At 74.8% G+C, this 18608-nt stretch carries 23 protein-coding genes; 13 read left to right on the top strand and 10 right to left on the bottom strand.

Features of this window, described 5'->3' with window-relative positions; all coding sequences use genetic code 11:
* Positions 1–199: 199 nt before the first annotated feature.
* The 3 genes from RHODO2019_RS03600 to RHODO2019_RS19295 are packed head-to-tail and all read left to right on the top strand — an operon-like array spanning position 200 to position 2613.
* On the top strand, positions 200–1627 hold the full coding sequence (locus RHODO2019_RS03600) for a WS/DGAT/MGAT family O-acyltransferase (RefSeq protein ID WP_265383665.1): 1428 nt from the start codon (positions 200–202) through the stop codon (positions 1625–1627).
* A gap of 40 nt (positions 1628–1667) precedes the next feature.
* Entirely contained in the window at positions 1668–2147 is a 480-nt protein-coding gene (locus RHODO2019_RS03605; RefSeq protein WP_435532196.1) for a DUF6912 family protein, read from the top strand.
* A gap of 40 nt (positions 2148–2187) precedes the next feature.
* Positions 2188–2613 carry a DUF3253 domain-containing protein gene (locus RHODO2019_RS19295; RefSeq protein ID WP_354005572.1) on the top strand — a complete coding sequence of 142 codons (426 nt, stop codon included), beginning with the start codon at positions 2188–2190 and terminating at the stop codon, positions 2611–2613.
* Positions 2614–2647: 34 nt separating this feature from the next.
* On the opposite strand, the gene RHODO2019_RS03615 is transcribed toward RHODO2019_RS19295, so the two are convergent.
* On the bottom strand, positions 2648–3865 hold the full coding sequence (locus tag RHODO2019_RS03615) for an FAD-binding domain-containing protein (RefSeq protein ID WP_265383667.1): 1218 nt from the start codon (positions 3863–3865) through the stop codon (positions 2648–2650).
* Positions 3866–3956: 91 nt separating this feature from the next.
* Here RHODO2019_RS03615 and RHODO2019_RS03620 point away from each other — a divergent pair, with 91 nt between their 5' ends.
* Positions 3957–4655 carry a GntR family transcriptional regulator gene (locus tag RHODO2019_RS03620; RefSeq protein WP_265383668.1) on the top strand — a complete coding sequence of 233 codons (699 nt, stop codon included), beginning with the start codon at positions 3957–3959 and terminating at the stop codon, positions 4653–4655.
* A complete protein-coding gene (gene pruA / locus RHODO2019_RS03625; protein WP_265383669.1) occupies positions 4655–6283 on the top strand; it encodes an L-glutamate gamma-semialdehyde dehydrogenase in 1629 nt (542 codons plus the stop codon). The genes RHODO2019_RS03620 and pruA overlap by 1 nt, the downstream gene beginning before the upstream one ends.
* A gap of 49 nt (positions 6284–6332) precedes the next feature.
* Here pruA and rsgA read toward each other — a convergent pair whose 3' ends face one another.
* Positions 6333–7343, bottom strand: a complete 1011-nt coding sequence (gene rsgA, locus RHODO2019_RS03630) for a ribosome small subunit-dependent GTPase A (RefSeq protein WP_265383670.1) — start codon at positions 7341–7343, stop codon at positions 6333–6335.
* Positions 7340–8623, bottom strand: a complete 1284-nt coding sequence (gene aroA / locus RHODO2019_RS03635; RefSeq protein WP_435532169.1) for a 3-phosphoshikimate 1-carboxyvinyltransferase — start codon at positions 8621–8623, stop codon at positions 7340–7342. The genes rsgA and aroA overlap by 4 nt, the downstream gene beginning before the upstream one ends.
* A gap of 7 nt (positions 8624–8630) precedes the next feature.
* Here aroA and RHODO2019_RS03640 point away from each other — a divergent pair, with 7 nt between their 5' ends.
* On the top strand, positions 8631–9257 hold the full coding sequence (locus RHODO2019_RS03640) for an alpha/beta hydrolase family protein (protein ID WP_265383672.1): 627 nt from the start codon (positions 8631–8633) through the stop codon (positions 9255–9257).
* Here RHODO2019_RS03640 and RHODO2019_RS03645 read toward each other — a convergent pair.
* Positions 9244–9720 (bottom strand): aminoacyl-tRNA deacylase, encoded by a 477-nt coding sequence (locus RHODO2019_RS03645; RefSeq protein ID WP_265383673.1) that lies wholly within the window; start codon positions 9718–9720, stop codon positions 9244–9246. The genes RHODO2019_RS03640 and RHODO2019_RS03645 overlap by 14 nt on opposite strands.
* 375 nt (positions 9721–10095) lie before the next feature.
* Here RHODO2019_RS03645 and RHODO2019_RS03650 point away from each other — a divergent pair, with 375 nt between their 5' ends.
* Together RHODO2019_RS03650 and rsrA are read left to right on the top strand one after the other, a co-directional pair.
* Positions 10096–10698, top strand: a complete 603-nt coding sequence (locus RHODO2019_RS03650; protein WP_435532197.1) for a sigma-70 family RNA polymerase sigma factor — start codon at positions 10096–10098, stop codon at positions 10696–10698.
* Positions 10699–10772: 74 nt separating this feature from the next.
* On the top strand, positions 10773–11069 hold the full coding sequence (gene rsrA, locus RHODO2019_RS03655; protein ID WP_265384606.1) for a mycothiol system anti-sigma-R factor: 297 nt from the start codon (positions 10773–10775) through the stop codon (positions 11067–11069).
* Positions 11070–11132: 63 nt separating this feature from the next.
* On the opposite strand, the gene RHODO2019_RS19420 is transcribed toward rsrA, so the two are convergent.
* Positions 11133–11207, bottom strand: coding sequence for a 50S ribosomal protein bL37 (locus tag RHODO2019_RS19420; protein ID WP_435532198.1), 75 nt, complete (start codon positions 11205–11207; stop codon positions 11133–11135).
* Positions 11208–11331: 124 nt separating this feature from the next.
* Here RHODO2019_RS19420 and RHODO2019_RS03660 point away from each other — a divergent pair, with 124 nt between their 5' ends.
* Both RHODO2019_RS03660 and RHODO2019_RS03665 read left to right on the top strand, forming a co-directional pair.
* Positions 11332–11547 carry a biotin/lipoyl-binding carrier protein gene (locus RHODO2019_RS03660; RefSeq protein ID WP_265383674.1) on the top strand — a complete coding sequence of 72 codons (216 nt, stop codon included), beginning with the start codon at positions 11332–11334 and terminating at the stop codon, positions 11545–11547.
* Between the two features lie 28 nt (positions 11548–11575).
* The gene (locus tag RHODO2019_RS03665; protein WP_265383675.1) at positions 11576–13066 is read left to right on the top strand and encodes a sensor histidine kinase; all 1491 of its coding nucleotides are present in this window, start codon (positions 11576–11578) and stop codon (positions 13064–13066) included.
* Between the two features lie 72 nt (positions 13067–13138).
* Here RHODO2019_RS03665 and RHODO2019_RS03670 read toward each other — a convergent pair whose 3' ends face one another.
* Together RHODO2019_RS03670 and RHODO2019_RS03675 are read right to left on the bottom strand one after the other, a co-directional pair.
* Positions 13139–13393 carry a WhiB family transcriptional regulator gene (locus RHODO2019_RS03670; RefSeq protein WP_265383676.1) on the bottom strand — a complete coding sequence of 85 codons (255 nt, stop codon included), beginning with the start codon at positions 13391–13393 and terminating at the stop codon, positions 13139–13141.
* Positions 13394–13624: 231 nt separating this feature from the next.
* A complete protein-coding gene (locus tag RHODO2019_RS03675; protein ID WP_265383677.1) occupies positions 13625–14581 on the bottom strand; it encodes a diacylglycerol/lipid kinase family protein in 957 nt (318 codons plus the stop codon).
* Between the two features lie 35 nt (positions 14582–14616).
* Here RHODO2019_RS03675 and RHODO2019_RS03680 point away from each other — a divergent pair, with 35 nt between their 5' ends.
* Positions 14617–15129 (top strand): hypothetical protein, encoded by a 513-nt coding sequence (locus RHODO2019_RS03680; RefSeq protein WP_265383678.1) that lies wholly within the window; start codon positions 14617–14619, stop codon positions 15127–15129.
* On the opposite strand, the gene RHODO2019_RS03685 is transcribed toward RHODO2019_RS03680, so the two are convergent.
* From RHODO2019_RS03685 to sodN, 3 genes are all read right to left on the bottom strand, one after another.
* Positions 15077–15520, bottom strand: coding sequence for a GNAT family N-acetyltransferase (locus tag RHODO2019_RS03685; protein WP_265384607.1), 444 nt, complete (start codon positions 15518–15520; stop codon positions 15077–15079). The genes RHODO2019_RS03680 and RHODO2019_RS03685 overlap by 53 nt on opposite strands.
* A 41-nt stretch (positions 15521–15561) precedes the next feature.
* Positions 15562–16188 carry an acid phosphatase gene (locus RHODO2019_RS03690; protein ID WP_265383679.1) on the bottom strand — a complete coding sequence of 209 codons (627 nt, stop codon included), beginning with the start codon at positions 16186–16188 and terminating at the stop codon, positions 15562–15564.
* Positions 16189–16288: 100 nt separating this feature from the next.
* Positions 16289–16705 (bottom strand): superoxide dismutase, Ni, encoded by a 417-nt coding sequence (sodN, locus tag RHODO2019_RS03695; protein WP_265383680.1) that lies wholly within the window; start codon positions 16703–16705, stop codon positions 16289–16291.
* Between the two features lie 103 nt (positions 16706–16808).
* On the opposite strand from sodN, the gene RHODO2019_RS03700 reads away from it, so the two are divergent.
* Together RHODO2019_RS03700 and RHODO2019_RS03705 are read left to right on the top strand one after the other, a co-directional pair.
* Positions 16809–17129, top strand: coding sequence for a S26 family signal peptidase (locus tag RHODO2019_RS03700; RefSeq protein ID WP_265383681.1), 321 nt, complete (start codon positions 16809–16811; stop codon positions 17127–17129).
* Positions 17130–17328: 199 nt separating this feature from the next.
* On the top strand, positions 17329–18522 hold the full coding sequence (locus tag RHODO2019_RS03705) for an NAD(P)-dependent malic enzyme (RefSeq protein WP_265383682.1): 1194 nt from the start codon (positions 17329–17331) through the stop codon (positions 18520–18522).
* Positions 18523–18608: the final 86 nt, after the last annotated feature.

The following is an 18608-nucleotide window of genomic DNA, read 5'->3' on the forward strand; positions in this document are numbered from 1 at the left end:
CGGGGTTCGACGGCAGCGCGGGGCGCGGCCGGGGTTCGACGGCAGCGCGGGGCGCGGCCGGGGCGAGCAGACCGGAGGAGAGGTCCGCCGCGGCGCACGGGGCCGCGGTCGGTCCGGATGCAGGTCTGACGTGGCCGGGGGGGCAACGGTTCCCGCCCCGCTGCGGAGGGCCGGGAGCGGCCCGTGCCAGGATCGGGGCATGACCGACCGGCTGAGCGCGGTGGACGCGTCCTTGTTCTACCTCGAGGACAGCACCGCTCCGCAGCACGTCGGCGGGGTGTCGGTCTTCGCTCGTCCCCGCTCCGGCTTCGACTACGAGGCGCTCGTGCGCCTGGTGGAGCAGCGCATCGCGCTCGTGCCCCGCTACCGGCAGAAGGTGCGCGAGGTCCCGGGACGCCTCGCGCGACCGGTGTGGGTCGATGACACGGACTTCGACATCACCTACCACGTGCGGCGCTCGGCCCTGCCGAAGCCGGGCTCGCGCGACCAGCTCAACGACCTGGTGGCCCGGCTGACCTCGCGCCCGCTGGACCGCAGCCGGCCGCTGTGGGAGATGTACCTGGTGGAGGGTCTGGCCCGCGGTCGGTTCGCGGTCATCACCAAGACCCACCAGGCGATGGTCGACGGGGTCGCGGCCCTGGAGATCGGCCAGGTGATCCTCGACGTCACCGCCCGGCCGCGGGACACCCGCGAGGCGCTGTGGATGCCGCGACCGGAGCCCGGGAGCGTGCAGCTGGTGGCCGACGCGGTGCGCGAGGCCGTGCAGCGTCCCGGTGAGGCCGTGGACACCGTGCGCTGGGCGGTGCGGGACGCCGCCGCCACCGTGGGCAAGGTGGCCGAGGCCGTGGGTGGGCTGACCCAGACCATCGGTGGTGTCCTGCGCACGGCGGCGAGCCCGGCCCCCACGAGCCCGCTCAACGTCGCCATCTCCCGTCAGCGCCGCTTCGCCGTCGCGACCACGCGGCTGGAGGACTACCGCAAGGTCCGGGCCGTGCACGGGGGCACCGTCAACGACGTGGTCCTCGCGGTGGTGGCCGGGGCCATGCGCAACTGGCTGCTCTCCCGCGGGGAGGCGGTGACGGCGTCGACGACGGTCAAGGCCATGGTGCCGATGTCGGTCACCGGTCAGTCCGACGGTGTCCCGGGGGCGGGCGGGGCGGGCTCGCCCGGCAGCCAGGTCTCCTCGTTCGTCGTCGACCTGCCCGCCGGGGAGCCGAACCCCGTGGTGCGGCTGTCCCAGGTGGCGCACGCCACCCGCGCGCACGCCGAGTCCGGCCGCTCGGTGGGAGCCGACACGCTGGTGCGGATGTCCGGCTTCGCCCCGCCGACCCTGCACGCGATGGGCGCGAGGGTGGCGGGTTCGCTGGCCCGCCGAACCTTCAACGTGCTCGTCACGAACGTGCCCGGACCGCAGCTCCCCCTGTACGCCACCGGCGCGAAGATGCTGGAGATGTACCCCGTGGTGCCGCTGTCGAGGAACCAGGCGCTCACCATCGGGCTGACCTCCTACGACGGCGGCGTCTACTACGGGCTCAACGCCGACCGGGACGCCATGGGCGACGTGGAGGTGCTGGCGGCGCTCATCACCGAGGCGCTCGAGGAGCTCGTCGGTACGGTCACCCCATGAGGTGCGCAGCGTGAGGGTCTTCGTGCCGGTGACGGTGGCGATGCTGGGCTCGCTGGTGGCCGAGGGGGAGCTGTGGGTGGCCGGCGGCACGGCGTTCGCGCTGACCCCGGCCCTGCGGGAGGCCTACGCGAGCGGCGACGAGGAGGAGCTCTCCTACGCCGCGATGTCCGAGGCCGCCCGTGCGTCGCTGCGGCTGCTCGCCGCCGAGCTCGACGGCGCCGAGCCGGGTGCGGTGGTCGTGCGCCGGGTGGTGCTCAGCGCGGACGTGGACGAGGTCACCCTGCGCCCGGACCTCGACGACGCCGTGGTGCGCCTGCGCGGCCCGCTGACCCTGGCCGAGGTCACCTCGGCCCACGTCGACCTGGCCGGGGCCGAGGACGCCGTGCGGGCCGCGGTGGGCGCGGTGGACGAGGCCGACATGGGCGACCTCGACGCGGAGTTCCTGCTGGGCGAGGTCGCCGACCACGAGCTCGCCTGGTACGACGCCCAGGAGCTGGGCTTCCTCGTCGAGCTGCTCTAGCCGGGCGGCGGGCGGGACCGGCGCCGGGCACCATGGCGGGGTGGCCCACCGCTCGCGCAGCTCCGCCCCCGTCGAGGACCGTGCGGACAAGGTGTGCGCCGTGTGCGGGCGCACCATCACCTGGCGGGCGAAGTGGGCACGGGACTGGCCGCAGGTGCGCCACTGCTCCGACGCGTGCCGGGCCCGGGCGCGCTCCGGTGCGGGGGAGCGCGAGGAGCTCGAGGCCGCGCTCCGCGAGCGGCTGGCCCGCTGCTCCGCCGGGACCACGGCGTGTCCCTCGGAGGTCGCACGGGCCGTGCACGCCGCGCGGGGAGGCAGCGGTGACGGGTGGCGCGACCTGATGGAGCCCGTGCGCCAGGCTGCGCGGCGCCTCGCGGCCGACGGTGAGCTCGAGATCACCCAGAACGGTGTGGTGGTCGACCCGTCGCGCGCGAAGGGCCCGGTGCGGCTGCGACCGGTGCGCTGAGGGGGGCCGCACCCGGGCGGGGTGGTGTGCGGGGTCAACCCCGGCCGACCGACCTCCGCCACGCGCTGAAGCTCTGCACCGGGCCCGCTCCCGGTCGGCGCAGCCACGGCCACGGGTGCAGCTCGGCGGGTTCCACCCGTCGCGCCAGGCGGCGGAACCCGGGCACGGGGGCCGTCGTCACCGCCACCGCGCGCCCGGCGAGCACCTGAGCGGGCCGACCCAGGTGCACCTCCAGCTCCCGGTCGGCCCCGAGCTCGGCCAGGCACTGCGCCAGGAACACCAGCCGTGCTCCGGCCAGCCGCAGCGACGTCAGCAGCGGCTCGTCCAGCACGAACACCACCGGCAGGTCCGGGTTCGCCGCCAGTGCCGGGTCGGAGGTCCCCAGGGACTCCGCGGTGAGCCACACGGCCTCGGGCTCGGCCGTGCGGACCACCTCCCGCGGTCCGGCGGTGGCGGACACGTCGGGGTCGGCGGCCAGCAGGTCCTCGCGCGGCAGCCACCGGGTGTCCTGGTCGGCCGGCCAGTCCTGGATGGGGCACGCCTGGTTCAGCGCGCACCCCTCGCACAGCCCGGGCGCGCGCTTGCGCACCTGCCACCGGCTGAAGCCGTAGGGCTTGCCGGAGCCCGCCCCCGTGGTCCACTGCCACCCGAGCCGGTTGGCCGCGCGCGAGCCGTCGAGCAGCTGGGCGAACATCTCGTCCTCGCCCGCCGCCCAGTCCCAGCCGGCCCGCACGGTCCACTGCGAGCTGAGCCACATCCGGGTCTGGTTGACCATCCAGCCGTCGGTCTCGAGCTCGGTGAGCGCGCTGTCCACGCAGGCCATGGCGCGGGGCCACGGCTGCTCCCAGGTGCGCTGCGGCCGGGGGGGTTCGGCCCGCAGGGCGGTGCGGGTCCGGGTCCCCGCCCTGGCGTAGAGGTGCCGGGCGTACTCCTGCCAGAGCAGCTCGTCGCGGAACTTGTCCCGGTCGCGGGTCGGGGCGTCGGCCGCGGCGGCCCAGACGTCGGGCAGCGGGAGCAGGCCGTGACGGATGTAGGGGGAGAGCCCGGTGGCGCCGCGTCGACCGACCGGGAGCACCTCGTTGCGGCGGCTGGCGTAGCCGGTCAGGTCGAGGGTGGCGAGGGCGGCGTCGGCCGCGCTCTGCCCACCCCGGAACCGCCGCGACGCCCGCACCCCGTCCCGGGTGAGGTGGCCGAGGTGCTCGGCCACCCAGGCCGGGGCGTCGTCGGTGGGGGGAGCTGGCAGCAGGGTCACGTGGCCAGGGTGCGGTCTGGGCCCAGCCGCCGCGAGTCGGGCGGACGGGTGCGCTTGACGGGAGGCAGTGCCATGTCACATGGTTGCACGCGTGACCTCCGCTCCCGCCCTGCGCACCCTGGTCGGGTCGCCGAGCCTTCGGGCGCAGGTGGGCCAGCAGCTGCGCGACGCGCTCGTCGCGGGCGAGCTGGTGCCCGGGGTCGTCTACTCCGCCCCCGTGCTCGGCACCCAGCTCGGCGTCTCGGCCACCCCCGTCCGGGAGGCCATGCTCGACCTCGTCCGCGACGGGCTGGTGGAGACCGTGCGCAACAAGGGGTTCCGGGTGGTGGAGCTCTCGCCGCAGCGGTTGGCCGACCTGCTCGCCGTGCGGGCCGACCTCGAGTCCGCCGGTCTCGCCCGGGTGGCGGCCGCACCGCGGGACGACCTGGAGGAGCTGGAGGTGCTGCTGGCCGACATGGCCGCGGCGGGGGCCCGTGGGGACGTCCGCGGCTACGTCGAGGCCGACCGGCGCTTCCACCTCGGCCTGCTCGCCCTGGACGGCAACGTGCTGCTGCTCGAGCTGGTGACGGACCTGCGCAGCCGGACCCAGCTGCACGGCCTCGCCCCGCTCGCCGGGGAGCCGCTGGCCCACACCGCCACCGAGCACCACGCGCTGCTCGACGCCGTCCGCCGCGGGGACCCCGCCACGGCGTCCGCCCTCATGCGCACCCACATCGCCCACGTCGCCGACCGGTGGACGGGCACGACCCCCTCGAGCACCCCCACCCCCGAGCACCAGGAGGCCCCCTGATGGACGCCGTCACCACCCCGCCCGCACCCCGCAACGAGCCGGTGCTCACCTATGCCCCGGGCACCCCGGAGCGGGCCGGGATCACCGCGCGGATCACCGAGCTCGCGGGCGAGCACCTCGAGCTCACCCAGACCATCGACGGGGTGCAGCGGATGGCCGGCGGTGAGCGTCTGGACGTCGTGCAGCCGCACGACCACCACCACGTGCTCGGCACCACGGCCAGCTCGACGCGCGAGGACGTGGCCGCCGCCGTCACCGCCGCCAAGGCCGCCGCCCCCGCCTGGCGGGCGCTGCCCTACGACGAGCGGGCCGCGGTGCTGCTGCGCGCGGCCGACCTCCTGGCCGGTCCGTGGCGCGACGTGCTCAACGCCGCCACGCTGCTCGGCCAGTCGAAGACGGTGCAGCAGGCGGAGATCGACGCCGCCTGCGAGCTCATCGACTTCTGGCGCTTCAACGTCCACTTCGGACGTCAGCTGCTGGGGGAGCAGCCGCAGAGCTCCCCGGGGGTGTGGAACCGCACCGACCACCGCCCGCTGGAGGGCTTCGTCACCGCGATCACCCCGTTCAACTTCACGGCCATCGCCGGCAACCTGCCCACCGCGCCCGCGCTGATGGGCAACACCGTCATCTGGAAGCCCAGCCCCACCCAGGGTCTGGCCGCGCACCTCACGATGCGGCTGCTGGAGGCCGCCGGGATGCCCCCGGGCGTCATCAACCTCGTCACCGGCGACGGCCGTGCGGTCAGCGAGGTGGCCCTGACCGACCCGGACCTGGCGGGCGTGCACTTCACCGGTTCCACCGCGACCTTCCAGGGACTGTGGCGCACGGTGGGGGAGAACCTGTCCGCCTACCGGACCTACCCGCGGCTGGTCGGCGAGACCGGCGGCAAGGACTTCGTGCTCGCCCACGCCTCGGCCGATCCGCGCGAGCTGGTGACGGCGCTGGTCCGTGGCGCTTTCGAGTACCAGGGCCAGAAGTGCTCGGCAGCCTCCCGCGCCTTCGTCCCGCGCTCGCTGTGGGAGGGCGGGGTGCGCGAGATGCTCGCCGACACCACCGGGGCGCTCAGCTTCGGCGACCCCCGGGACCTCTCGCACTTCGGGGGCGCCGTCATCGACGCCCGCGCCTTCGCCAAGCACGCCGACGTGCTGGAGCGGGCGGCCGCCGACCCCGCGCTCGAGGTGCTCGTGGGGGGGACCTGCGACGACACCGTGGGCTACTTCGTGGCGCCCACGGTGCTCGTGAGCAGCGACCCGACCCACGCCGTGCTCCGCGAGGAGTACTTCGGCCCGATCCTGGCCGTGCACGTCTACGAGGACGCGGAGTGGGACCAGGTGCTCACGCTGGTGGACTCCTCGACGCCGTACGCGCTGACCGGGGCGGTCCTGTCCACCGACCGCCACGTGATCAACCAGGCCTCGGAGCGGCTGCGGTTCGCGGCAGGCAACTTCTACGTCAACGACAAGCCGACCGGGGCCGTGGTCGGGCAGCAGCCGTTCGGTGGGGGACGGGCCAGCGGGACCAACGACAAGGCGGGCTCGGCGGCGAACCTGGCCCGCTGGACGAGCCCCCGGAGCATCAAGGAGACCTTCGTGCCGGCCACCACCGTCGGCTACCCCCACCAGCTCTGAGAGCGGTCCCCGCGCCCGCCACCACCCGGGCCGGGCGCGGGGACGGGGCTCAGGACCAGGGATCGCCGGAGCTCAGCGCGACCAACAGCCGCCGGACGGCCTCCGCGCGCCGCCACGCCGAGCCCGTGAGCCCGTCCAGCGCGCACTCGGGGTCGGCGGGCGGGCCCAGGTGCGTGCAGCCACGCGGGCACTCCGCCGCGACCTCGGCCAGGTCGGGGAAGGCCGCGACCACGTCCCCCGCGCTGACGTGGGCCAGCCCGAAGCTGCGGATGCCCGGGGTGTCCACCACCCACCCCGCGGCCGTGCCGTCCGCGCGCAGCGGCAGCGGCAGCGCCACCGACTGGGTGGACGTGTGCCGCCCCTTGCCCACCCCGCTCACCACGCCCACGGCCCGGTGCGCCTGCGGCACCAGGCGGTTCACCAGGGTCGACTTGCCCACCCCGGAGTGGCCGATCATGCAGGTCGTCTGCCCGTCCAGCACGGCGCGCACCTGCTCGAGCGGGGTGTCGCGGTCCATCGCCACCACAGGCACCTCGAGGTCGGCGTAGGCCGCCGCGAACTCCGTGGGGTCGGCCAGGTCGGCCTTGGTCAGGCACAGCACGGGTCGCAGGCCGCCGACGTAGGCCGCGACGAGGCAGCGGTCCACCAGCCCGGTGCGCGGGGGCGGGTCGGCCAGCGCGACGACCACCAGCAGCTGGTCGGCGTTCGCGACCACCACGCGCTCGAAGGGGTCGGTGTCGTCGGCGGTGCGCCGGAGCACGGTCCGGCGCTCGTGCACCCGCACGATGCGGGCCAGGGTGTCCACCGCTCCGGTGAGGTCGCCCACCAGCGACACCCGGTCGCCCACCACCACCGGGGTGCGGCCCATCTCCCGGGCCCGCATGGCCACGATCGGCCGCGCGGGGTCCCCGTCGAGCACGCAGCCCCACCGCCCCCGGTCCACCGCCACCACCAGGGCGGTCTCGGCGTCCAGGTGCTCGGGCCGGGTCTTGGTCCGGGGGCGGGAGCCGCGACCGGGTCGGATCTTGGCGTCCGACTCGTCGTACACCCGCTTGCTCACGCGAGCATCCGTGCCCACATCGAGGTGAAGCCCGGCAGCGTCTTGGCCGTGGTGCCGACGTCGTCGACCTGCAGGCCGGGGACCACGAGCCCCAGCACGGCTCCGGCGGTGGCCATCCGGTGGTCGGCGTAGGAGCTCCACGCCCGCGCCGGGGCGGTGAGCGGAGCCGGGGTGACGACGAGCCCGTCGGCGGTCTCCCGCGCCCCGCAGCCCAGCGCGGTCAGCTCGATGACCAGCGCGGCGAGCCGGTCGGTCTCGTGCCCGCGCAGGTGGGCGATCCCCCGCAGCGTGGACGGCCCGTCGGCCACCGCGCACAGGGCTGCGATGGTGGGGGTCAGCTCGCCGACGTCGTGCAGGTCGAGCTCCACCCCCACCAGCCGGGTCGGGCCGGTCACGGTCAGCGCACCGCCGGCGAGCGACACGCTGCAGCCCATCCGGACCAGCACGTCCCGGATCGCGTGGCCGGGCTGGGTGGTGGTGCTCGGCCATCCCGGGATGGTCACGGTGCCGCCGGTGACGGCCGCGGCGGCGAGGAACGGGGTGGCGTTGGACAGGTCCGGCTCGACGTCCCACTCGTGCGCGCCCACGGGCCCGGGGCTCACCCGCCAGACGTCCGGGACCGTGTCGTCCACGTCCACCCCGACCGCGCGCAGCATGGCCACGGTCATGTCCAGGTGCGGCCGGGACGGGACGGGCGGGCCCACGTGGCGCACCACCAGCCCGCGGTCGTAGCGCGCACCGGAGAGCAGCAGGCCGGAGACGAACTGCGAGGAGGCTGACGCGTCCAGCTCCACCTCGCCCCCGCGCACCGAGCCGGTACCGCGGACGGTGAACGGCAGCGCGTCGCCGGACACGTCCACCCCGAGGGTCCGCAGGGCCCCGAGCACCGTGGACATCGGGCGGGTGCGCGCGTGCGCGTCGCCGTCCATCCGCACGTCACCGTCCGCGAGTGCGGCCAGGGCGGGCAGGAAGCGCATGACGGTGCCGGCGAGCCCGCAGTCCACGTCCACGTCGCCCCGCAGCGGACCCGGGGTGACCGCGGTCGAGAGGTCAACGCCGACGCCGAGCGATCGCAGCGCCGCCGCCATCAGCTCGGTGTCCCGGCTCACCAGCGCACCCCGCACGAGGGAGCCCCCGTCGGCCAGCGCGGCGAGCACCAGCACCCGGTTGGTGATCGACTTCGAGCCCGGCACGGTCACGGTGGCCCGGACGGGCGCGGTGGCGGCCGGTGCGGGCCAGGTGGTGGTCACCGCACGATCATCCCGCACCCGTGCCAGCATGACGCCCGTGGCCGAGCGCGGTGTCGTGAGCAGGGAGATCGAGACCCCGCACGGTCCCGCCCGGGTGCACGTCCACCTCGTCGCCGGGCCCGTCGGGGCGCTCGTGCTGGGCCACGGCGCCGGGGGAGGGGTGTCCGCGCCGGACCTCGTCGCCGTGGTGGACGCCGCCCTCGGCCTGCACGTCACCGTGGTCACCGTCGAGCAGCCCTACCGGGTGGCCGGCCGCCGGGCGCCTGCCCCCGCGCGGCAGCTCGATGCCGCCTGGGAGGCGGTGCTGGCCGACCTGGTCGGGGCCGAGCTGGCCGGGCTGCCGCTCGTGGTGGGCGGGCGGTCCTCCGGCGCGCGCGTGGCCTGCCGCACCTCGGCGTGCGTCGGGGCGGTGGCGGTGCTCTGCCTGGCCTTCCCGCTGGTCCCGCCCCGGGCCGCCACGCCCACCACCCGCGCCCCCGAGCTGGACGCCGTGGCGGTCCGGGTGCTGGTGGTCCAGGGCGCCCGCGACCGGTTCGGCCGACCCGAGCCGGCCCCCGGGCGCGAGGTGGTGCTGGTCCCGGGTGACCACAGCCTGCACACCGATCCCGCCGCGGTGGTCGCCGCCGTCGCGGCCTGGCTGCCGGCGGTGCTCAGCCGCGGGTGATCGCCGCCGCCACCGCCCCGGTCAGCCGCACCAGCTCGGCGGGGTCCAGCTCCACCTCGAGCCCGCGCTGCCCGGCGCTGCACAGGACGGTGTCGTGCAGCAGCACCTCGTCGTGCACCACGGTGGGCAGGGTGCTCCGCTGGCCCAGCGGCGACACCCCACCGAGGACGTAGCCGGTCGAGCGCTCGGCGGCCCGCCGGTTGGCCAGCTGCCCACGGCGGCCCCCCAGCGCGGCGGCGGCGGCCTTGAGGTCGAGCTGGTGCGGGACCGGGAGCACGGCCACCGCGAGCGCGCCGTCGACCTCGATGACGAGGGTCTTGAGCACCCGCTCGCCGTCCACGCCGAGGGCGTCGACCGCCTCGCTGCCGTAGTCGGTGGAGCGGGCGTCGTGGGCGTAGGCGTGCACCTGGTGCGCCACCCCGGCCGCCGCGAGGGCCGCCGTCGCCCTGCTCGCGCGTGCCACCGCCGGACCGTAGCCGGGGAACAGCCCACCGCGGCACCGTGTTGACGCTCCTAGGACCGCAGGACCTCACCCGAGCCCCACCCGGGAGGGGTCCGTGACCACGAGCGAGGAGTCTTCATGTCAGTGCAGTGCCCGGTGCGCAGCCCCATCGCCGTGCTCGAGGTGCTCCGAGCCGCGCCCGCCCGCCCGGCCCCGGTAGCCTCGGCAGGTGCCCGGGTGCGCACGGCAGTGCTGACCGGCCCGGGTGCGCACGGCGGAAGGAGCACGGTGGTCACCACGTCAGGACCGGCCCAGGTCGGGTCCCAGGACCTCGAGGCCAGGGCCGACGCGGAGCGCGCGGCAGAGCTGGACACGGCGGCGCGCGCCCAGGCGGCGATCGACCAGCAGACGGAGACGGCGGACCAGCGGACCGCCCGGTTCGAGCGTGACGCCATGCCGTTGATCGACCAGCTCTACGGCGCTGCGCTGCGCATGACGCGCAACCCCGCGGACGCCGAGGACCTGGTGCAGGAGGCCTTCCTCAAGGCGTACGCGGCGTTCGGGTCGTTCACCGCGGGCACCAACCTCAAGGCGTGGATGTACCGCATCCTCACCAACACCTACATCAACGGGTACCGGAAGAAGCAGCGCCAGCCGCAGCAGTACCCCACCGACGAGATCACTGACTGGCAGCTGGCGGACGCCGCCGAGCACACCAGCCGCGGTCTGCGCTCGGCGGAGGTGGAGGCGCTGGACCTGCTGCCGGACTCCGAGATCAAGAACGCGCTGCAGGAGCTCCCCGAGGACTTCCGGATGGCGGTGTACTACGCCGATGTCGAAGGGTTCGCCTACAAGGAGATCGCCGAGATCATGGGCACCCCCATCGGGACGGTGATGTCCAGGCTCCACCGCGGCCGCAAGCAGCTGCGCGGGCTCCTCGGCGACGTGGCGCGCGAGCGCGGCTTCGTCAAGGCCGAGACCGTGGCGGCGGCGAAGTGAGCGCCGGCACCGGCAGCCCGGCGCACAGCGACACGGGCACCGGCAGCCCGGCGCACAGCGACCCCTCCGAGAGCGTGCTCGACTGCTCCGCGGTGATCGCCGACGTCTGGGTGTTCCTCGACCACGAGTGCGACCCCGCCAGCCGGGCCCGCCTGCAGCAGCACCTCGACGACTGCGGTCCGTGCCTCACGCAGTTCGGGATCGAGGAGCAGGTCAAGAGCCTGCTCGGGCGCAAGTGCGGTGGCGAGCAGGCCCCGACCGGGTTGCGCAGCCGCCTCAGCGAGCGCATCCGCGCCACGGTCTGCGAGCAGGTCGACGGTGCGGCCCCGGGCGAGGAGATCCAGGTCGACGGCGGTCGAGTCCAGATCTGACCCGCGCAAGACCACGACGACCCCGGACCAGCTGGTCCGGGGTCGTCGTGGTCTTGGCGAGCGTCAGGCGTTCGGACGCTTGCCGTGGTTCGCCTTGTTCTTCTTGCGGGCGCGCTTCTTGTTGCCGTTCTTGGCCATGGTGTCTCCTCGGGTGGGTCGCTGGGAGGGCGATCTCCGTGCAAGTGTCCCACGCGCGCCGTCGGCCCCTGCACGCCACCGTCGGCGGTAGGTTGGAGCCTCGACGAGAGCGAGGTGGTCAGCGATGGCGGAGGACGTGCGGGCAGAGCTGCCGGCCAAGGTGTGGCGGGTGTCCGTGGCGGTTGGTGACGCGGTCGCGGAGGGCGACACGGTGGTCATCCTCGAGTCGATGAAGATGGAGATCCCGGTGCTGGCCGAGTCGGCCGGCACCGTGGACTCGGTGGCGGTGGCCGAGGGCGACGACGTCCAGCCCGGTGCGCTCCTCGTGGTCCTGTCCTGACCCCGGGAGCCGTGCAGCGGGGCGTGTCGTGTCCACGCTGAGCGAGCTGCTCGCCGAGCACACGCGCCTGTCCGGGGACTCGGCGGACCACCTGCAGCGCGTCGTCAGCGAGTGGCAGCTCCTCGCGGACCTCTCCTTCGCCGACTTCCTGCTCTGGGTGCCGGTGCAGGACGACGACGGTGGCCCCGCCCTGCTGTGCGTCGCCCAGGCCCGCCCCACCACGGCCAACACCGCGCACACCGAGGACGCCGTCGGCACGGTGGCGGCCGAGGAGGAGCACCCGCAGCTGGTCCGGTCGATGGTCACCGGTCGGATCTGCCGGGAGGTGGACCCGCTGTGGCACGCAGGCACCCCCCTGCGTCGCGAGGCCGTGCCCGTGCGCTGCGGGGGCGAGGTCGTCGCGGTGCTCGGGCGCGACACGAACATCGCCCAGCTCCGGGTGCCGAGCGCTCTGGAGACGGCCTACCTGGGCTGCGCGGGTGACCTGTGCCAGATGATCGCCGACGGGTCGTTCCCCCCGGCGGAGAGCACCTCCGACATCCACACCAGCCCCCGGGCCGGTGACGGCTTCATCCGCCTCGAGCCGGGCGGCTCGGTGCTCTACGCCAGCCCGAACGCGATCTCGGCCTACCACCGGATGGGGCTGCCGACCGACCTGGTGGGCACCGACCTCGCCCACGTCACGCGGAAGCTCGTCACGGACCCCTTCGACGCCTCCGAGGTGGTCCAGCGCATCCGTTCCGCGCTCGACGGGCAGCCGAGCCTGCGGTTCGAGGCCGACGCGCGGGGCGCCACCGTGCTCGTCCGGGCCCTGCCGCTGACCCCGAAGGGCGTGCCCGACGGGGCGTTGGTGCTGGTCCGCGACGTGACGGAGGTCAAGCGCCGGGACCGGGCCCTGCTCAGCAAGGACGCCACCATCCGGGAGATCCACCACCGGGTGAAGAACAACCTGCAGACAGTGGCGGCGCTGCTCCGGCTGCAGGCCAGGCGCACCACCAACGAGGAGGCCCGCTCGGCGCTGGCGGAGTCGGTGCGCCGGGTGTCGTCCATCGCGCTCGTGCACGACACGCTCTCGATGTCGGTGGACGAGAAGGTGGACCTCGACGACGTGGTGGACCGGCTCGTGCCGATGATGACCGACGTCGCCACGCTGAACAGCCAGGTGACGGTCCGCCGGGAGGGTCGGCTCGGGGTCATGGCGGCCGAGCTGGCCACGCCGCTGGTCATGGTGCTCACCGAGCTCGTCCAGAACGCCTTGGAGCACGGGTTCGCCCCCGGCGGCACCGGCTCGGTGGTGATCCGGGCCCAGCGGTCGGCCCGGGCGCTCGACGTGGTGGTGCACGACGACGGGCGTGGGTTGCCTGCGGACTTCACCCTGGACCGGGTGGACCGCCTCGGCCTGCAGATCGTGCGGACTCTGGTGGACGCGGAGCTGCGTGGGACCCTGGAGATGCGGGCGGCCGAGGGCGGAGGCACCGATGCGGTGCTCGGGCTGCCGCTGGGGCGCCGCTCGCGCTGACCGCGCCGCTCGCCACGCACAGGAGGGCCCGTCACCTCGCGGTGACGGGCCCTCCTGCGGGGTGCGTGTGGTTCAGGCTCCGGCGCGGGCCCGGGTCCGCGCGTTGCGGCGCTTCAGCGCGCGCCGCTCGTCCTCGCTCATGCCGCCCCACACACCGGCGTCCTGTCCGGACTCCAGTGCCCAGCCCAGGCAGTCGGTCATGACGGGGCAGCGGCGGCAGACGACCTTGGCGTCCGCGATCTGGGCGATCGCGGGCCCGCTGTTCCCCACGGGGAAGAACAGCTCGGGGTCCTCGTCGCGGCAGATCGCCTCGTGGCGCCAGTCCATCGTCTGCTCCTCAGCTTGGTGCGGTGCTCGCACCGTGTAGTCCGTGCACCGTGTCGCCGGGTGCACGTGATCGGGGGTTGGGTGCTGGTGGTGTTCCAACGTTGTTCGCGCGCATGTTTCCGCGCTGTTGCTTGTGAATGCTTTCACGATCCAGGGCGATGTCAAGAGATCGCGCCCGGGTGGGTGGCCCATCTCACCCGGGCGGTGGACGACCGTGGCGCCGGTACCGGTTCAGCGCCGGTTCAGCGCGGGCGGGACGAGCACGCCGAGGGCGAGCGGCACGCGGTAGAAGTGCACCTCCGAGCGCAGCCCCAGGTACTCCCCGTCCAGCTGCAGGCCGGTCGGCTCGGCGCAGTGCACCCGCACCTCGGCGACGTCGTCCATCCGCAGCAGCCTGCGGGCCCGCGGGGGGGAGTCCCGGCCGAGCATCTGCGGCACCACCCGGCCGATGGTGAGCGGTCCCAGGCTCGTGACGCCGAACAGGCCGAGGCCGGCGTCCGGCGTGGTCGTCGGGTTGGTGTGCACCTCACGGTCGCCGAAGTACGTCCACGGGTCGGAGCCGCTGAGGAAGGCCATGTGCACCCCTGTCACCGGGGCGTGGCCAGGCACCTCCACGGTGAGGCGGGCGGGGTGGCGGGCCGAGCGGAGGAAGTGCCGGACGGCCGCTCGGAAGTACCGGCCCGGGGTGGCCTCCTTCCCCTTCGACCGGCGCTGCTCCACGGCGTGCACCACGTCGGCGTCCCAGCCCAGGCCGGCGTTGAACAGGAACCACCGCTCGTCGGCGCCGCCGAGGCCCACCTTCCGCACGCTGTGCGCGGCGATCGCCTCGAGCAGCTGCTGGGTCGCCTCCAGCGGGTCGGGCGAGAGGCCGAGCGACCGGGCGAAGACGTTGGCCGACCCCCCGGGCACCACGGCGATCGCGGGGGTGTCCTCGGCAGGCACGGTGCCGGGAGCAGCCTCCCCGAGCAGACCGTTGACCACCTCGTTGACGGTGCCGTCGCCCCCGTGCACGACGACGAGCGCGACCCCGTCGCCCGCAGCGGACCGCGCGAGCTCAGCGGCGTGCCCGCGGTGGTCGGTGTGCACCACCCGCAGGTCCAGCTGGTTTCCCAGCGCCGCCGCGATGACGTCGCGCGCGGCCCCGGTGGTCGAGGTCGCGTTGGGGTTGACGACCAGCAGTGCGCGCACGGGTGCACACGCTACGGGTGACCTACCCTCGGTCCGTGCCCGACGCCCCGCCCGCCCCGCTCCCCGGACCGCTGCCCACCCCGCCGACCAGCATCCGCGCCGGCGGTGCCCTCACCGCGCTCGAGGGTCTGGTGTCGCTGGTCCTGGCCGTCGTGCTGGTCGCCAGGGAGCTCTCGGGCAGCGGCGACGGACTGGTCAGCGGCTACGGCATCGCGGTCTGGTTCGCCGCGATCGGAGCCGGGGTGCTCGCCGCCGGGGTGGCGCTGGTCCGGGGGCGCCGTGGCGGACGGGCTCCGGCCACGATCGTGCAGGTGGTGCTGCTGCCCGTGGTGTGGTCGCTGCTGACCGACTCGGGCCAGCCGCTGCTCGGCGGCGTGCTCGGGGTGGTCGTGGTGGCCGTGCTCGTGCTGCTGTTCGTGCCGAGCTCGCTCGCGTGGACCAGCGACCGGTTCGCCGAGGAGCACCCGCCGGTGCCGGACGCGCCCACGCCGCCGGTCAGCCCTCGCGAACCGCGCCCCGGGCGAGCTGACCGAGGGCCGCGCCGCTGAGCCGCATGGTCGTCCACTCGTCCATCGGCTCCGCGCCCAGCGAGCGGTAGAAGCCGATGGACGGCGTGTTCCAGTTCAGCACCCACCACTGCAGCCGGGTGTAGCCGCGCTCGTCGCACACGCCGGCCAGCGCCGCCAGCAGCGCCCGCCCGTGGCCGCCGCCGCGGTGCTCGGGGCGCACGTAGAGGTCCTCCAGGTACACACCGTGCACGCCGTCCCAGGTGGAGTAGTTGAGGAACCACAGCGCGAGGCCGACCACGGTGCCGTCCTCGGCCTGCGCGACGTGCCCGAACAGGGCCGGGTGCTCGTCGAACAGCGCGGCGTGCAGCTGGTCGCCGGTGAGGTGGCACTGGTCGGCAGCCTTCTCGTACTCCGCGAGGTCGTGGACCATCCCGACCACCGCCTCGACGTCGGCGGGGGTGACGCGGCGGATCACGGCGTCTCCCGAGCACCGACGACGTCCACGGCCGTGACGTTCATGCTGGCGATCTGCCGGCGGCCGTGCTCGTGGCCCAGCACCGAGAGCCCGGCCGGGGACATGTTGAAGTGGATCCCGGCGGTCACCGGCAGCCCCACCCAGCGGGCGAGCAGCGCACGGGAGAAGTGGCCGTGGCCCACGAGCACCACGTCCCGGCCCGCCCCGGTGGCGCGGGCCAGCACCTCGTCGGCGCGCTGCTGCACCGAGGCCGCGCCCTCCCCACCCGGGCAGGGGTGCGTCCACACCGTCCAGCCCGGCACGGTCCGGCGGATCTCCTCGGTGGTCAGGCCCTCGTACTCGCCGTAGTCCCACTCGACGAGCAGCCCCGTGGTCTCCGGTGCCCCCAGCCCGGCCAGGCGCGCCGTGTCCTGCGCGCGGACACGCGGGCTCGCCAGCACCAGGGGCTCCACCAGGCCGACGCGCTCGAGCACCGCACCGACGTCGTGCGCCTGCTCCCGGCCGGTCTCGGTCAGCGGCACGTCGGTGGCGCCGGTGTGCTGCCCCGACAACGACCACGCCGTCTCCCCGTGGCGCAGCAGCACCACTCGGTGCTCGTCGGGCGGGGCGTGCTCACCACTCATGGGCGACATCCTGCCGCACGGCCGGCCGAGCCGGGACTGGACGCACGACGGCCGCCCCGCGCAGTGCGGGACGGCCGTCGGGGTGGAGCAGCGGGTCAGCTCACGCAGCCTGCTTGGTCTCCCAGAAGATGCGGTCGATCTCCGCGATCTGGTCGAGCAGGGCCTGGCCGGTGGCCGGGTCGTTGGAGGACTTGGTGCCGCCCGCACCGCCGCCGGCTGCCTTGGTCGCCTTGTTGAACAGCTCGTGCAGCTCCGGGTACTTCTCGAAGTGCGGGGGCTTGAAGTAGTCGGTCCACAGCACCCACAGGTGGTGCTTGACCAGCTCGGAGCGCTGCTCCTTGATCTCGATCGCCCGGGACCGGAAGTCCGGGTCCTCGTTGCCCTGGTACTTCTCCTGGATGGCCTTGACGGACTCGGCCTCGATGCGGGCCTGGGCGGGGTCGTACACGCCGCAGGGCAGGTCGCAGTGGGCGGTGGCCTCGAGCGACGGGCGCACGAGACGGGACAGGAACGACATCAGTCCTCCTAGACGGTGGGACAGTGGGAATCACTGAGGTGATCACTCCGACCACCCCGACCCTACTCGGGGCCCCACCCCGGAGCAGAAGGAGATCGACGCCGTGCGCGCACCGCTGCTGAGGGTGCTGGTGCGGGGTCCGTCGATGGCCCCGACCCTGTCCGACGGCGACGTCGTGCTCGCCCGTCCCGGCCGGGCGGCCACCCCGGGGGACGTCGTGCTCGTGCGGTGGGACGCCCGTCCCGACCAGCTCTCCGTCAAGCGGGTGCACCGGGTGCGTGCGGACCTCGCCCACGTGCTCGGCGACTTCCCGGACGGCTCCACCGACTCCCGGACGCTGGGCCCCGCACGCGTGCATGCCGTGGTCCTGTGCCGGCTGTGGCCACGTCCCGGTCGCCTGCCCGCGCGCCAGGACCGCCCGTGACCTGCGCCGCTGTCCCCGACGCGCGCGCGCCGGCTGTGCGAGACTGAGGGCACTACCGCAGGGCCGACCGCCCCGCGACGTGCACACGCAGGCAGCGCCGGGGCCGACCGCCCCGCCACCGGCCGGGCAGGCCCTCGCGCACCACTCGTGCGGCCGCTCCCGTGCAGCCCCCACCGCCACGCCCGGAAGGCACCCCAGCATGTCCGTCGACGTCGACGCCCCCCGAACCTCCCTGACCCCCACGGCCGACGAGGTGTTCACCGCGCACCTCGGTGGCAAGCTGTCGGTGGTGGGAACCGTCCCGCTGGCGACCGCGCACGACCTGGCCGTGGCCTACACCCCCGGCGTGGCCCGGGTGAGCAGCGCGATCGCCGAGGACCCGTCGCTCGCCCGGACCCACACCTGGGCCTCGCGGCTGGTGGTCGTGGTCAGCGACGGCACGGCCGTGCTCGGCCTCGGAGACATCGGCCCGCGCGCGGCGCTGCCGGTCATGGAGGGCAAGTCGGCGCTGTTCAAGGCCTTCGCCGGGCTCGACTCCATCCCGCTGGTGCTCGACACCACCGACGTCGACGAGATCGTCGAGACCCTCGTGCGGCTGCGGCCGAGCTACGGGGCCGTGAACCTGGAGGACATCTCGGCCCCGCGGTGCTTCGAGCTCGAGGCGAAGCTGGTCGAGGCGCTGGACTGTCCCGTGATGCACGACGACCAGCACGGCACGGCGATCGTGGTGCTGGCGGCACTCCGGGGGGCCGTGACGGCGCTGCGCCGGGAGCTGGCCACCTTGCGCGTGGTGGTCTCCGGAGCCGGGGCGGCCGGGGTGGCGTGCACGGAGATCCTGCTGGCCGCCGGGATCACCGACGTCACCGTGCTCGACTCGCGGGGCATCGTGCACGCCGCCCGCGGCGACCTCAACCCCGTCAAGACCGGGCTGGCCGCGCGGACGAACCCCGCGGGTCGCACCGGGGGCCTCGACGAGGCCCTCGCCGGGGCGGACGTGTTCCTGGGGCTGTCCTCGGGCGAGGTCAGCGAGACCCAGGTCGCCTCCATGGCCGCGGGCTCCATCGTGTTCGCCCTCTCCAACCCCACCCCGGAGGTGCACCCCGACACGGCGGGGCGGCACGCCGCCGTGGTGGCCACCGGGCGCAGCGACTTCCCCAACCAGATCAACAACGTCCTCGCCTTCCCCGGCGTGTTCCGCGGCGCGCTCGACTGCGGGGCCCGGCGGATCACGGAGGGGATGAAGCTGGCCGCGGCCGGCGCCATCGCCGCCGTGGCTGCCGCGGAGCTCTCGACCACCCGCATCGTGCCGAGCGCGACCGACCCGCGGGTGGCCCCTGCTGTTGCCGCCGCGGTCGCGGCGGCGGCCCGCGCGGAGGGGATCGCGGCCCGCTGAGCCGGGCGGGGCAAGGTCACGGTCCGGTGAACGCTGCCGGGGTTCGCGTCGCCGTGCAGCCCACCGGCGGTTAGGGTTCCGGGACT

The organism is Rhodococcus antarcticus (assembly GCF_026153295.1).
GTDB lineage: Bacteria > Actinomycetota > Actinomycetes > Mycobacteriales > Mycobacteriaceae > Rhodococcus_D > Rhodococcus_D antarcticus.